We start from the raw sequence: 13,430 nt of genomic DNA on the forward strand, positions 1-13,430 counted from the left end.
ATGACCACCCCCGTGATTGGTGTCCTGGCCCTCCAGGGCGACGTACGGGAACACCTGATCGCCCTGGCCGCGGCGGACGCCGTGGCCAGGCCGGTCCGGCGTCCCGAGGAGCTGGCCGAGGTCGACGCCCTGGTGATCCCCGGCGGCGAGTCCACGACCATGTCCAAGCTCGCCGTGCTGTTCGGCATGCTGGAGCCGCTGCGCGAGCGCGTGGCCGCCGGCATGCCCGTGTACGGCACATGCGCCGGCATGATCATGCTCGCCGACAAGCTCCTGGACGGCCGTGAGGACCAGGAGACCCTGGGCGGCATCGACATGATCGTGCGCCGCAACGCCTTCGGCCGGCAGAACGAGTCCTTCGAGGCGGAGATCGACTTCGCCGGCGTCGAGGGCGGCCCGGTCCAGGGCGTCTTCATCCGCGCGCCGTGGGTCGAGTCCGTCGGCGGAGCCGCCGAGGTGCTCGCCACGTACGACGGCCACACGGTCGCCGTGCGCCAGGGCAACGTCCTCGCGACGTCGTTCCACCCCGAACTGACCGGCGACGACCGAGTCCACGCGTACTTCGTCGACATGGTGCGCGCGGGGCTGTAAACAGGTCCCGGTAGGATCGGAGACGAACACTGTTGGTTACGCGAAGGAGACAGGCGGATGTCCGGCCACTCTAAATGGGCTACGACGAAGCACAAGAAGGCCGTGATCGATGCCAAGCGCGGCAAGCTCTTCGCGAAGCTGATCAAGAACATCGAGGTCGCGGCCCGTATGGGCGGTGCCGACGTCGACGGCAACCCGACGCTCTTCGACGCCATCCAGAAGGCCAAGAAGAGCTCGGTCCCGAACAAGAACATCGACTCCGCGGTCAAGCGCGGCGGCGGCCTCGAGGCGGGCGGCGCCGACTACGAGACGATCATGTACGAGGGCTACGGTCCGAACGGTGTCGCGGTGCTCATCGAGTGCCTCACCGACAACCGCAACCGCGCCGCGTCCGACGTGCGGGTCGCCATGACCCGCAACGGCGGTTCGATGGCCGACCCGGGCTCGGTCTCGTACCTGTTCAACCGCAAGGGCGTCGTCGTCCTGCCCAAGGGTGAGCTGTCCGAGGACGACATCCTGGAGTCGGTGCTCGAGGCCGGTGCCGAAGAGGTCAACGACATCGGCGAGTCCTTCGAGGTCATCAGCGAGGCCACCGACCTGGTCGCGGTCCGCACCGCGCTCCAGGAGGCGGGCATCGACTACGACTCCGCCGAGGCCAGCTTCGTCCCCTCGATGCAGGTCGAGCTGGACGAAGAGGGCGCGCGCAAGATCTTCAAGCTGATCGACGCGCTGGAGGACAGCGACGACGTGCAGAACGTCTTCGCCAACTTCGACGTCTCGGACGAGGTCATGGAGAAGGTCGACGCCTGAGCCGGGCGCTGATTTCGACGACGGGCCGACAGGACACATCCTGTCGGCCCGTCGCTTTGGCCGCTTTGTCAGCGGGTCCCGATACGCTGCACCCACACGGACATGTGATCGATGGTTGGGGGGGAGATGCGCGTACTCGGTGTGGACCCGGGGCTGACGCGATGCGGTATCGGCGTCGTCGAGGGTGTCGCCGGCCGCCCCCTGACCATGCGCGCGGTGGGGGTCGTCCGCACGCCCGTCGAAGCGGAGTTGGGAGACCGGCTCGTCGCCATCGAGCAGGGCATCGAGGAATGGCTCGACAACCACCGGCCCGAAGTCGTCGCCGTGGAACGGGTGTTCAGCCAGCACAACGTCAGCACGGTGATGGGAACCGCCCAGGCGAGCGCCGTCGCCATGCTGTGCGCGGCCCGGCGCGGAATACCGGTCGCCCTGCACACGCCGAGCGAGGTCAAGGCCGCCGTCACCGGCAGCGGCCGGGCCGACAAGGCCCAGGTCGGAGCCATGGTGACCCGGCTGCTCAGACTGGACGCACCGCCGAAGCCGGCCGACGCCGCCGATGCCCTCGCCCTGGCCATCTGCCACATCTGGCGGGCCCCCGCCCAGAACCGCCTCCAGCAGGCGGTCGCCCTGCACGCCTCTGGCTCGAAAGGCCGTACCCGATGATCGCCTTCGTCAGCGGCCCCGTCGCCGCGCTCGCCCCCACCCTGGCCGTGATCGAGGTCGGGGGAGTGGGCATGGCCGTGCAGTGCACGCCGAACACCATCGCCGGGCTGCGGACGGGCGAACACGCCCGGCTGGCCACCTCGCTGGTCGTACGGGAGGACTCGCTCACCCTGTACGGCTTCGCCGACGACGACGAGCGGCAGGTCTTCGAACTGCTCCAGACGGCGAGCGGGGTCGGACCGCGGCTCGCGCAGGCCATGCTCGGCGTGCACAGTCCCGACGCGCTGCGGACGGCCGTGTCGACGGGTGACGAGAAGTCCCTGATGGCGGTGCCGGGGATCGGCAAGAAGGGCGCGCAGAAGCTGCTGCTGGAGCTGAAGGACAAGCTGGGGGCTCCGCTGGGCTCCAGCGGCCTGGTGGGGGCGCAGCGGGCCGCCGCGCCGGGGCCCGCGCCGTGGACGGAGCAGCTCGCCGCGGCGCTGATCGGCCTCGGGTACGCCTCCCGGGAGGCCGAGGAGGCCGTCTCCGCGGTCACCCCGCAGGCCGAGGCGGCCATCGCCGCCGGAGGCGCGGCCCCCGTTCCCCAGCTCCTGCGCGCCGCCCTGCAGTCCCTGAACCGGGCCCGCTGACGTGCGGCGGAGCGCCCGCAGCGGAGCCCCCGCAGCGGCGCCGCACACGAGACCCACCGTGCATACCGAGAAGGCAGACTGACACCGTGAACTGGGACGACGAGACCGACGCCGAGACCGAGCGGCTCGTGGCCGCCTCCGCCGACGGGGAGGACACCGCCGTCGAGGCGGCGCTGCGTCCCAAGGACCTCGGGGAGTTCGTCGGTCAGGAGAAGGTCCGCCAGCAGCTGGACCTCGTCCTGAAGGCGGCCAGGCAGCGCGGCGCCACCGCCGACCACGTCCTGCTCTCCGGCGCCCCCGGCCTCGGCAAGACCACCCTGTCGATGATCATCGCGGCCGAGATGGGCGCGCCCATCCGCATCACCTCCGGGCCCGCCATCCAGCACGCCGGCGATCTCGCGGCCATCCTCTCCTCCCTCCAGGAGGGCGAGGTCCTCTTCCTCGACGAGATCCACCGCATGTCCCGGCCCGCCGAGGAGATGCTGTACATGGCCATGGAGGACTTCCGCGTCGACGTGATCGTGGGGAAGGGGCCGGGCGCCACCGCCATCCCCCTGGAGCTGCCGCCCTTCACCCTGGTCGGGGCGACCACACGGGCCGGCCTGCTGCCGCCCCCGCTGCGCGACCGCTTCGGCTTCACCGGGCACATGGAGTTCTACGCCCCCGAGGAGCTGGAGCGCGTCATCCACCGCTCCGCCCGCCTCCTCGACGTCGAGATCGACGCCGACGGCGCCGCCGAGATCGCCGGCCGCTCCCGCGGCACCCCCCGCATCGCCAACCGCCTGCTGCGCCGCGTCCGCGACTACGCCCAGGTCCGCGCGGACGGTGTGATCAACCGCGAGGTCGCCGGTACCGCCCTGCAGGTGTACGAGGTGGACGCGCGCGGGCTGGACCGCCTGGACCGGGCCGTCCTGGAGGCGCTGCTCAAGCTCTTCGGCGGCGGGCCCGTGGGCCTGTCCACGCTCGCCGTCGCCGTCGGCGAGGAGCGGGAGACCGTGGAGGAGGTCGCCGAGCCCTTCCTCGTCCGCGAAGGCCTGCTCGCACGCACCCCCAGGGGACGGGTCGCGACGCCCGCCGCCTGGTCCCACCTGGGACTCGTGAACGAAGCAGTACCGCCGGGCACACCGCCCCAGCACCACCGCGGCGGATCAAGCGGACAACAGGGCTTGTTCGGGGCCTGACGGCGCGGAGGTTCGCACCCTCAGGAACTGCGGTGCCATGCTGGGCGTTGTTCCATCGGTGCGGACTCGCCTAGACTCCGCCGATGCCGACCCTTCGGGTCGGTGTGCCCACCCCCGTAGAAAAGGCCGCCGTCCGCGTGCGGTCGTGCGAAGGATCTCCGTCCCGTGAATCTCCTGACATTCCTCCCGTTCATCGTGCTCATCGGGGCGATGATCCTGATGACCCGTTCCGCGAAGAAGAAGCAGCAGGCGGCCGCGCAGATGCGCGACCAGATGACGCCCGGCACCGGGGTCCGCACCATCGGCGGCATGTACGCCACGGTGAAGGAGATCGGCGACGACACCGTCACCCTCGAGGTGGCTCCCGGCGTCCACGCGGTCTACGCGAAGAACGCCATCGGCGCCGTCCTCGAGGACGCGGAATACAACCGCATCGTCCACGGCACCACCGATGATCTGACCATCGACACGCCGGTCGTCCCCGACGACGCCTCCTCCCTCACCGAGAAGGACGCGGACGAGGCCCCGAAGCTCGACCTCGGCAAGAAGGACGAGCCGAAGGAAGACGAGCCCAAGGACGGCAAGACGGACGGCGAGCCCGGCGCGAAGTAGCGCGCGGGCCGGGGACCGCGAGGGCGCCTGACCGGCGGCCGTCGCGGTCCCGGGCAGCGACCCACTTCTGCGGGGGGCAGGGGTCCCCACCACACATTTTCGTGGCCGTCCGCGCGCTGACCCGGCGCGGGGCGGTTGGACAGGGAGAAACGACAAGGTGGCAGCACCGAAGAAGGGCCGGCGGCCCACGGGGGCTCAGGGGAGGCCGGGGCGCGCCCTGGCGATCATCCTGATCGCGATGGTGGCGCTCACCGCGGGGATGTTCCTCTCCAAGCAGACGACTCCCCGGCTGGGCATCGACCTCGCCGGCGGCACGAGCATCACGCTCAAGGCCAAGAGCGAGCCCGGCAAGCCGGACGCGATCAACGAGACCAACATGAACACGGCGGTCGGCATCATCGAGCGCCGCGTCAACGGTCTCGGCGTGTCGGAGGCCGAGGTCCAGACCCAGGGCCGCGACCACATCATCGTGAACATCCCCAAGGGGACGAACGAGCAGCAGGCGCGCGAGCAGGTCGGTACCACCGCCCAGCTGTACTTCCGTCCGGTCCTCGCCTTCGCGGACGGCGCCCCCGCCGCTCCCGAGGGCGCCCAGAGCCCGAGCCCCTCCGCGAGCGGCTCCGGCGCTCCCAAGGCCGGCGACGGCACGTCCCCGTCGGCCACCCCGTCGTCCAGCGCCACTTCCCAGGGCCGTGCGCTCAGCGAGGCCCTCAAGGCCCCGAACGCCCCCACTCCCACCCCCTCGGGTAGCGAGTCGAAGAAGGCAGACGACAACAAGGCCGCCCCGACCCCGTCGGGCGCACCGTCGCCGTCCACGCCCCCGTCGGCCGAGGAGACCGCCGCAGCCGGCCTCCAGGAAGCCTTCGCGAAGCTGGACTGCACCAACGAGGAGCAGCGCGCCGCCGCCGGCAAGGGCGCCAAGCCCACCGACCCGATGGTCGCCTGCGGCCAGCGCGGTACCGCCTGGGGCAAGTGGATCCTCGGCCCGGCACAGGTCGACGGCAAGGACGTCAAGGACGCCAAGGGCATCATCGACCCGCAGCGCGGCATGTGGATCGTCACGATGCAGTTCACCGACAGCGGCGCCGACAAGTTCGCCAAGATCACCGGTGAGCTCGCCACCAAGCAGGCCCCGCAGAACCAGTTCGCCATCGTGCTCGACGGCGAGGTCATCTCCGACCCCTCCGTCAGCCAGGCGCTGACCGGCGGCAACGCCGAGATCTCCGGCGGCTTCACCCAGCAGTCCGCGCAGGACCTGGGCAACATGCTCTCGTACGGCGCCCTGCCGCTCTCCTTCAGCGAGGACAGCGTCACCACGGTCACGGCCGCGCTCGGCGGTGAGCAGCTGAAGGCCGGCCTGATCGCCGGCGCCATCGGCCTGCTGCTCGTGGTGATCTACCTGCTGGTGTACTACCGGGGCCTGGCGTTCGTCGCCATCATCAGCCTCCTGGTCTCCGCGATCCTCACGTACACGATCATGGCGCTGCTCGGAAAGGGCATCGGCTTCGCGCTGAACCTGCCCGCCGTCTGCGGTGCGATCGTGGCGATCGGCATCACGGCGGACTCGTTCATCGTGTACTTCGAGCGCATCCGCGACGAGATCCGCGAGGGCCGCACCCTGCGTCCGGCCGTCGAGCGGGCCTGGCCGCGCGCCCGGCGCACCATCCTGGTCTCCGACTTCGTGTCGTTCCTGGCCGCCGCGGTGCTGTTCATCGTCACCGTCGGCAAGGTGCAGGGCTTCGCCTTCACGCTGGGTCTCACCACCCTGCTCGACGTGGTCGTGGTGTTCCTCTTCACCAAGCCGGTCATGACGCTGCTGGCGCGTACGAAGTTCTTCGCCAGCGGTCACCCGTGGTCCGGGCTGGACCCGACGCGGCTCGGCGCCAAGCCGCCGCTGCGCCGGTCCCGCCGTACCGGTTCCGCACCCGCCCCCGTCGACGCAAAGGAGGCGTGAGAGATGTCGAAGCTGGGAGATCTCGGCGCCAGGCTGTACCGCGGTGAGGTCGGCTACGACTTCGTCGGCAAGCGCTTCATCTGGTACGGCGTTTCCATCCTGATCACCATCACGGCGATCGCGGCCCTGGCCGTTCAGGGCCTCAACATGGGCATCGAGTTCAAGGGCGGTGCCGTCTTCACCACCCCGAAGACGGCCGTCTCCGTCGCCGCGGCGACCGACGAGGCGGAGAAGGCCTCGGGTCACGACGCGATCGTCCAGGAGCTCGGCACCGGCGGCATGCGGATCCAGATCTCCGGTCTGGACACCGACGCCGCGACCGACGTGAAGAAGCAGCTCGCCACGGCCCTCAAGGTCACCGAGGCCGACATCAACGCGGACCTCGTCGGCCCCAGCTGGGGCGAGCAGATCGCCAACAAGGCCTGGACCGGCCTCGGGATCTTCATGATCCTCGTGGTGATCTACCTGGCCATCGCCTTCGAGTGGCGGATGGCGATCGCGGCGCTGATCGCGCTGATCCACGACCTCACCATCACCGTCGGCATCTACGCGCTGGTCGGCTTCGAGGTCACCCCGGGTACGGTCATCGGTCTGCTGACGATCCTCGGTTACTCGCTCTACGACACCGTCGTCGTCTTCGACGGTCTCAAGGAGGGGTCGAAGGACATCGCCAAGCAGACCCGCTGGACGTACAGCGAGATCGCCAACCGCAGCATCAACGGCACGCTGGTCCGCTCGATCAACACCACGGTCGTGGCGCTGCTCCCGGTGGCGGCCCTGCTCTTCATCGGCGGCGGCCTGCTGGACGCCGGCATGCTGAACGACATCTCGCTGTCGCTGTTCGTCGGCCTCGCGGCCGGTGCGTACTCCTCGATCTTCATCGCGACCCCGCTGGTCGTGGACTTCAAGGAGCGCGAGCCGGCGATGAAGGCCCTGAAGAAGCGGGTCCTCGCGAAGCGGGCGGCCGCGGCGGCGAAGGGCGAGTCCGCGGACGAGGGCTACGACTCCGAGGACGCGCCGCAGGTCGTGGCGCAGGGCCGGCAGCCGGGACGGCGCCGGTGACGGCGTCACCGCTGTCCGAGGGCGTGCGCGAGCTGCTGCTCAGCCGGATCAAGGACGTGGCGGACTATCCGAAGCCGGGCGTGATGTTCAAGGACATCACCCCGCTGCTGGCGGACGCGCGGGCGTTCGCGGCGCTGACCGACGCGCTGGTGGAGCTGGCCGGGCGGTACGGGGCGACGAAGATCGTCGGGCTGGAGGCGCGCGGGTTCATCCTGGCGGCTCCGGTGGCCGTACAGGCCGGGGTCGGCTTCGTGCCGGTGCGCAAGGCCGGGAAGCTGCCGGGGGCGACGCTGGCGCAGGCCTACGAGCTCGAGTACGGGACCGCGGAGATCGAGGTCCACGCCGAGGATCTGGCGGCCGGTGACCGGGTCATGGTCATCGACGACGTCCTCGCCACCGGTGGCACGGCCGAAGCCTCGCTCTCGCTGATCCGGCGGGCCGGGGCCGAGGTCGCCGGGGTGGCGGTCCTGATGGAGCTGTCGTTCCTGCCGGGCCGCCTGCGGCTGGCCGAGGCGCTGGGCGAGGCTCCGCTGGACGCGCTGATCGTGGTCTGACGCGTTTGCTCGTCGAGCGGCGGGTATCCGGGACGTCCCGGGTGCCCGCCGTTCTGCGTGTGCGGCGCCCGCAGCAGACCGTGGACCGGGAGAACGAGGGGACGCAACCCTCGCTACGATGGGTTATCCGGACCGGACACGGGCACCGGACCCTCCCCCGGACTGCGTCTCGGGGGACCCCCGTGAGGAGCGCTCTTGCCAGACGAGGTCCAGCCACTTTCCGCCGCGCAGCCCGACCCGCAGGCCGAGCAGGCCAAGGCGGCCGCCGCCACGCCCCCGCCGGCCCCGCCGGTGAAGCCCGCGCCGGCGAAGTCGGCCGGGTCCTCCAACCGGGTGCGCGCCCGCCTCGCCCGGCTCGGCGTGCAGCGCACGAATCCGTACAACCCGGTACTGGAGCCGCTGCTCCGCATAGTCCGCAGCAACGACCCGAAGATCGAGACGGCGACGCTGCGCCAGCTGGAACAGGCCTACCAGGTCGCCGAGCGCTGGCACCGCGGCCAGAAGCGCAAGAGCGGCGACCCGTACATCACCCACCCGCTCGCGGTCACCACGATCCTCGCCGAGCTCGGCATGGACCCGGCCACCCTGATGGCCGGTCTGCTCCACGACACCGTCGAGGACACCGAGTACGGCCTCGAGGACCTGCGCCGCGACTTCGGCGACGCCGTGGCCCTCCTCGTCGACGGCGTCACCAAGCTCGACCGGGTCAAGTTCGGCGAGGCCGCCCAGGCGGAGACCGTCCGCAAGATGGTCGTGGCGATGGCCAAGGACCCCCGGGTCCTGGTGATCAAGCTCGCCGACCGCCTGCACAACATGCGCACCATGCGCTACCTCAAGCGGGAGAAGCAGGAGAAGAAGGCCCGCGAGACCCTCGAGATCTACGCCCCGCTGGCGCACCGGCTGGGCATGAACACGATCAAGTGGGAGCTCGAGGACCTCTCCTTCGCGATCCTCTACCCGAAGATGTACGACGAGATCGTGCGCCTGGTCGCCGAGCGCGCGCCCAAGCGCGACGAGTACCTCGCGATCGTCACCGACGAGGTGCAGACCGACCTGCGGGCCGCCCGGATCAAGGCCACCGTCACCGGCAGACCCAAGCACTACTACAGCGTCTACCAGAAGATGATCGTCCGCGGCCGTGACTTCGCGGAGATCTACGACCTGGTGGGCATCCGCGTCCTCGTCGACACCGTACGGGACTGCTACGCCGCCCTCGGCACCGTGCACGCGCGATGGAACCCGGTCCCCGGCCGGTTCAAGGACTACATCGCGATGCCCAAGTTCAACATGTACCAGTCGCTCCACACGACGGTCATCGGGCCCAGCGGCAAGCCGGTCGAGCTCCAGATCCGCACCTTCGACATGCACCGCCGCGCCGAGTACGGCATCGCCGCGCACTGGAAGTACAAGCAGCAGACCGTCGCGGGCACCTCGAAGGTACGCACCGACGTCCCCCAGGCCGCCAAGGGCAGCGCCGGGCAGGACACGGTCAACGACATGGCCTGGCTGCGCCAGCTGCTCGACTGGCAGAAGGAGACCGAGGACCCGGGCGAGTTCCTCGACTCGCTGCGCTTCGACCTCTCCCGCAACGAGGTCTTCGTCTTCACGCCCAAGGGCGACGTCATAGCGCTGCCGGCCGGGGCAACGCCCGTGGACTTCGCGTACGCCGTCCACACCGAGGTCGGCCACCGGACCATAGGGGCCCGGGTCAACGGCCGCCTCGTCCCGCTGGAGTCCACGCTCGACAACGGCGACCTGGTCGAGGTCTTCACCTCCAAGGCCGAGGGCGCCGGACCGTCCCGCGACTGGCTCGGCTTCGTCAAGTCCCCGCGTGCCCGCAACAAGATCCGCGCCTGGTTCTCCAAGGAGCGCCGCGACGAGGCCATCGAGCACGGCAAGGACGCCATCGCGCGGGCCATGCGCAAGCAGAACCTGCCGATCCAGCGCATCCTCACCGGCGACTCCCTCGTCACCCTGGCGCACGAGATGCGCTACCCCGACATCTCCTCCCTGTACGCGGCGATCGGCGAGGGCCACGTGGCCGCGCAGGGCGTCGTACAGAAGCTGGTGTCGGCCCTCGGCGGCGAGGAAGCGGCCGGCGAGGACATCGAGGAGTCGATCCCGCCCGCGCGCGGCCGCAAGCGGCGCAGCAACGCCGACCCGGGCGTCGTCGTCAAGGGCGTCGACGACGTGTGGGTCAAGCTGGCCCGCTGCTGCACCCCGGTGCCGGGCGACCCGATCATCGGGTTCGTCACGCGCGGCAGCGGCGTATCGGTTCACCGCGCGGACTGCGTCAACGTCGACTCCCTCTCCCAGCAGCCCGAGCGGATGCTGGAGGTCGAGTGGGCCCCCACCCAGTCCTCGGTCTTCCTGGTCGCCATCCAGGTCGAGGCCCTGGACCGGTCCCGCCTGCTGTCGGACGTCACCCGCGTCCTGTCGGACCAGCACGTGAACATCCTGTCGGCCGCCGTCCAGACCTCCCGCGACCGCGTGGCCACCTCCCGCTTCACGTTCGAGATGGGCGACCCCAAGCACCTGGGCCACGTCCTGAAGGCCGTTCGGGGTGTGGAGGGCGTGTACGACGTCTACCGTGTGACGTCGGCAAGGAGGCCGTGAGCACCGTCTGAAGCCGCACCGGGGGGCGCGCGTGGGTACGTACGACCTGTTTCCGCGCGGCCTCAGCCGACGCTACGAGCCCGTCCGGGTCATCGGCCGCGGCGGCATGGGCGTGGTCTTCGAGGCGGAGGACCTCCGCCTCGAACGGCGCGTGGCGATCAAATGCCTCCAGGGCGGCTTCCGCGAGGGCGACGCGCAGAGGTTCCGGGACGAGGGCGTCGCCCTCGCCCGGATCAGCCACCCCGGTGTGGTCGCCGTCTACGACACCGGCGTGGACGAGGGCGTCCCGTACCTGCTGATGGAACTGCTCGACGGGGAGGACCTTTCCGAGCTGGTCGCCGGACGCGGGCAGCCGCTGCCCGTGGACCGGGCCTGCCGGGTGGCCGTGGACATGCTCGCCGGGCTGGCCGCGGCACACGCCAGCGGGGTGCTGCACCGGGACGTGAAACCGCAGAACGTCCGGCTCACCAGCCGCGGGGTGGTGCTGTACGACTTCGGCATCGCGAAACTGGTGGAGGACGACGACACCGCGGGCAGCGTCGTGGTCGGCACGGTCGGCTACCTCGCACCGGAGCGCTTCGACGGGACGAGGGCCACCGCGGCGTCGGACCTGTACGGGGTCGGCGTCTGCCTGCGCTTCATGCTCACCGGAAGACCGCCGGCGGGGGCCGCGCAGGACAGCCACGCCCCCGTCGTGTACCGGATCCTGCGCGGGCTGCCCCCCATGCGCGAGATCCTCACGGACCTGCCGGACGGCTTCGCGGAGGTCGTGGACAGCCTCTGCGCCAAGGATCCCGCGAACCGGCCCGCGGACACCGCCGAGGCCATCCGGCTCCTGCTGCCCTGGGCCGCGGAGCCCGGGACCGTACCGGAGGCGCCGCGGCTGCGGCCGCCGGCCGAACCCGCCGGCGCCCCATGGCACGGCGCGGCCCACGTGGCCGAGCCGGTCACCCTGAGCGGCGTCACCCGCCGCCTGGTGCGCAGCCGCATGACCGAGTCCTCCGCCCTGGCCCGGCAGCGCGAGGCCGTCGGCCTGCTGCTGCGCGGTGACGTCCAGCAGGCCGCCGACATCCTGGAAGGGATGCTCCCGTACTGCCGGGACACGCTCGGCGCGGACCATCCCACCACCCTGGCCTGCCAGTACTGGAAGGCCGTCTGCCTGGTGCGGCTGGGCGAGGCCGCCACGGCCCTGGAACTGTTCGCGCGGGTCAGCACACGCATCGGAGCGGGGAGGAACGACACGGATGCATGAATTCGAGGTACGGGTCGCCGATGACGGGGAACCCGAGGAAGAGCTGCGCTCCCTGCTGGCCTGGCTGGCCGCGGACGAGGACGCCGGCCGCGAGGTGCGCGGCCTGATCGCCGGAGACCGGCCCGCCGAGGACGGGCACATGGCCGGGGGCGGCTTCGACGTGCTGCAACTGGCCGTCGGCAGCGGGCTGTCCACCGCCTCCCTGCTCTTCGCGGTGCTGCAGTGGCGGCTCGCCCGCCGCCGCCCGCCCGCACTGACCGTGCGCAGGGGCCCCTACGAGGTCCGGATCGACGGCGGGCAGGCCGCCGACCCGGAGGCGCTCCGCCGCATCGTGGCGGCCCTGGACGGGGCAGATGACGGGAGTTCCTGACCCGGCGGGCTCACGCGCCGTGCTCATCGGCGGCGCCGGATACAGCGATCTGTCCGGGCTCCCCGCGGTCGAGGCGAACATCGAGGACCTGGCAGCCGAACTCTTCGACCCCACGGTCTGGGGACTGCCCGAGCGGAACCTCACCCTCGTCCGGAACCCGTCGCTCCCGGCCGACCTGCTGGACCCCGTCCACCAGGCCGGCGAGGAGGCCACCGACACCCTCCTCGTCTACTTCGCCGGCCACGGCATGCGGGACGCCGAAGCCTCCGACCTGTTCCTGTCCCTGTACGGCTCGCGGGAGAACGTCGGATACACCGCCGTCGCCTACCGGCACCTGCGCTCGGCCCTGCGCACCTCCCGCGCCGCCCGCAAGGTGGTGATCCTCGACTGCTGCTTCAGCGGGCGGGCCGCGCGCACCCTCGCCGGCGCGGACGGGGAGGACCTCGCCGCCCAGACCGCCGTCGAGGGGGCCTACGTCCTCACCGCCTCCCCGCCGAACCGGGTGGCCCTCGCCCCCGACGGGGAACGCCACACCGCCTTCACCGGGGAACTCCTCAAGGTGCTGCGCGAAGGGATCCCGGACGGCCCCGAGCTGATCGACTTGGACACCCTGTTCCGCACCCTGGAGCTGCGGCTGCGCGGCAAGAACCGGCCCCTGCCGCGGCAGGCCCAGGAGAACGGCGTCGGACGGCTCAAGCTCTTCCGCAACCGGGCCCGCGCCGCGCACGGAGTCCCGGCCGGGCCGGTGCTCCGGGGCGACCTGCAGTCGGCCATGGTCGGCACGGGACTCGCACTGGCCCGCACCCTGCGCTCGGCGGGGCGGACCCGGGACGCCCTGCCGGTACTGCGGCTGGCCCTGCGCGAGCGGTCGGGCGCGGGCGAGGGCGACCTGCTGGCGGTCCAGCTCGAACTGGCCGACATGCTGGCCGAGACCGGGCAGCTCGGCGAGGCCATCGCCGTCCTGGAAGAGGCCTTCGTACGCGTCCACCGGTTCCACCGCCCCGAGGCGGTCCTGGTGTGCCGGTGGCTGGCGGGCCTGTTGCAGGAGTCCGGGAACCACCTCCACGCGTGCGAGGTCCTGGAGCACGCGCTCGACCTGATCCAGGACGACAAACGGGCCCGGCCCTGAGACGGAC

Annotated in this window: 13 protein-coding genes; all 13 read left to right on the forward strand. The window is 71.2% G+C overall.

Features of this window, described 5'->3' with window-relative positions; all coding sequences use genetic code 11:
• The 13 genes from pdxT (at position 1) to ACZ6I1_RS19000 (ending at position 13,423) form a co-directional block, all read left to right on the forward strand.
• Positions 1 to 591 carry a pyridoxal 5'-phosphate synthase glutaminase subunit PdxT gene (gene pdxT, locus ACZ6I1_RS18940; protein ID WP_469288523.1) on the forward strand — a complete coding sequence of 197 codons (591 nt, stop codon included), beginning with the start codon at positions 1 to 3 and terminating at the stop codon, positions 589 to 591.
• 57 nt (positions 592 to 648) lie between these two features.
• The gene (locus ACZ6I1_RS18945; protein WP_469288525.1) at positions 649 to 1,401 is read left to right on the forward strand and encodes a YebC/PmpR family DNA-binding transcriptional regulator; all 753 of its coding nucleotides are present in this window, start codon (positions 649 to 651) and stop codon (positions 1,399 to 1,401) included.
• 126 nt (positions 1,402 to 1,527) lie between these two features.
• The gene (ruvC, locus tag ACZ6I1_RS18950; RefSeq protein WP_469288527.1) at positions 1,528 to 2,064 is read left to right on the forward strand and encodes a crossover junction endodeoxyribonuclease RuvC; all 537 of its coding nucleotides are present in this window, start codon (positions 1,528 to 1,530) and stop codon (positions 2,062 to 2,064) included.
• The gene (gene ruvA / locus ACZ6I1_RS18955) at positions 2,061 to 2,693 is read left to right on the forward strand and encodes a Holliday junction branch migration protein RuvA (protein WP_469288528.1); all 633 of its coding nucleotides are present in this window, start codon (positions 2,061 to 2,063) and stop codon (positions 2,691 to 2,693) included. The genes ruvC and ruvA overlap by 4 nt, the downstream gene beginning before the upstream one ends.
• A gap of 86 nt (positions 2,694 to 2,779) precedes the next feature.
• On the forward strand, positions 2,780 to 3,874 hold the full coding sequence (gene ruvB, locus ACZ6I1_RS18960; RefSeq protein ID WP_469288530.1) for a Holliday junction branch migration DNA helicase RuvB: 1,095 nt from the start codon (positions 2,780 to 2,782) through the stop codon (positions 3,872 to 3,874).
• Positions 3,875 to 4,039: 165 nt separating this feature from the next.
• Positions 4,040 to 4,486: a preprotein translocase subunit YajC gene (yajC, locus tag ACZ6I1_RS18965; RefSeq protein WP_469288532.1), complete on the forward strand. Its 447-nt coding sequence runs from the start codon at positions 4,040 to 4,042 to the stop codon at positions 4,484 to 4,486.
• A 157-nt stretch (positions 4,487 to 4,643) separates the two neighbouring features.
• The gene (gene secD, locus ACZ6I1_RS18970; RefSeq protein WP_469288534.1) at positions 4,644 to 6,440 is read left to right on the forward strand and encodes a protein translocase subunit SecD; all 1,797 of its coding nucleotides are present in this window, start codon (positions 4,644 to 4,646) and stop codon (positions 6,438 to 6,440) included.
• 3 nt (positions 6,441 to 6,443) lie between these two features.
• Positions 6,444 to 7,502: a protein translocase subunit SecF gene (gene secF / locus ACZ6I1_RS18975; RefSeq protein WP_469288536.1), complete on the forward strand. Its 1,059-nt coding sequence runs from the start codon at positions 6,444 to 6,446 to the stop codon at positions 7,500 to 7,502.
• Positions 7,499 to 8,056, forward strand: coding sequence for an adenine phosphoribosyltransferase (locus ACZ6I1_RS18980; protein WP_469288538.1), 558 nt, complete (start codon positions 7,499 to 7,501; stop codon positions 8,054 to 8,056). The genes secF and ACZ6I1_RS18980 overlap by 4 nt, the downstream gene beginning before the upstream one ends.
• A 195-nt stretch (positions 8,057 to 8,251) precedes the next feature.
• Positions 8,252 to 10,672, forward strand: a complete 2,421-nt coding sequence (locus ACZ6I1_RS18985) for a RelA/SpoT family protein (RefSeq protein ID WP_469288540.1) — start codon at positions 8,252 to 8,254, stop codon at positions 10,670 to 10,672.
• A gap of 31 nt (positions 10,673 to 10,703) precedes the next feature.
• The gene (locus ACZ6I1_RS18990; RefSeq protein ID WP_469288542.1) at positions 10,704 to 11,924 is read left to right on the forward strand and encodes a serine/threonine-protein kinase; all 1,221 of its coding nucleotides are present in this window, start codon (positions 10,704 to 10,706) and stop codon (positions 11,922 to 11,924) included.
• Positions 11,917 to 12,294 carry an effector-associated constant component EACC1 gene (locus ACZ6I1_RS18995; RefSeq protein WP_469288544.1) on the forward strand — a complete coding sequence of 126 codons (378 nt, stop codon included), beginning with the start codon at positions 11,917 to 11,919 and terminating at the stop codon, positions 12,292 to 12,294. The genes ACZ6I1_RS18990 and ACZ6I1_RS18995 overlap by 8 nt, the downstream gene beginning before the upstream one ends.
• Entirely contained in the window at positions 12,278 to 13,423 is a 1,146-nt protein-coding gene (locus tag ACZ6I1_RS19000; RefSeq protein ID WP_469288546.1) for a caspase family protein, read from the forward strand. The genes ACZ6I1_RS18995 and ACZ6I1_RS19000 overlap by 17 nt, the downstream gene beginning before the upstream one ends.
• The last annotated feature ends 7 nt before the right edge of the window (positions 13,424 to 13,430 follow it).

This window comes from Streptomyces sp. NPDC046303, from assembly GCF_055588085.1.

Bases quoted from the DNA above. Each gene is read 5' to 3' on its own strand.
- pdxT (WP_469288523.1), top strand. From the start codon at position 1: ATGACCACCCCCGTGATTGGTGTCCTGGCCCTCCAGGGCGACGTACGG.
- ACZ6I1_RS18945 (WP_469288525.1), top strand. From the start codon at position 649: ATGTCCGGCCACTCTAAATGGGCTACGACGAAGCACAAGAAGGCCGTG.
- ruvC (WP_469288527.1), top strand. From the start codon at position 1,528: ATGCGCGTACTCGGTGTGGACCCGGGGCTGACGCGATGCGGTATCGGC.
- ruvA (WP_469288528.1), top strand. From the start codon at position 2,061: ATGATCGCCTTCGTCAGCGGCCCCGTCGCCGCGCTCGCCCCCACCCTG.
- secF (WP_469288536.1), top strand. From the start codon at position 6,444: ATGTCGAAGCTGGGAGATCTCGGCGCCAGGCTGTACCGCGGTGAGGTC.
- ACZ6I1_RS18995 (WP_469288544.1), top strand. From the start codon at position 11,917: ATGCATGAATTCGAGGTACGGGTCGCCGATGACGGGGAACCCGAGGAA.
- ACZ6I1_RS19000 (WP_469288546.1), top strand. From the start codon at position 12,278: ATGACGGGAGTTCCTGACCCGGCGGGCTCACGCGCCGTGCTCATCGGC.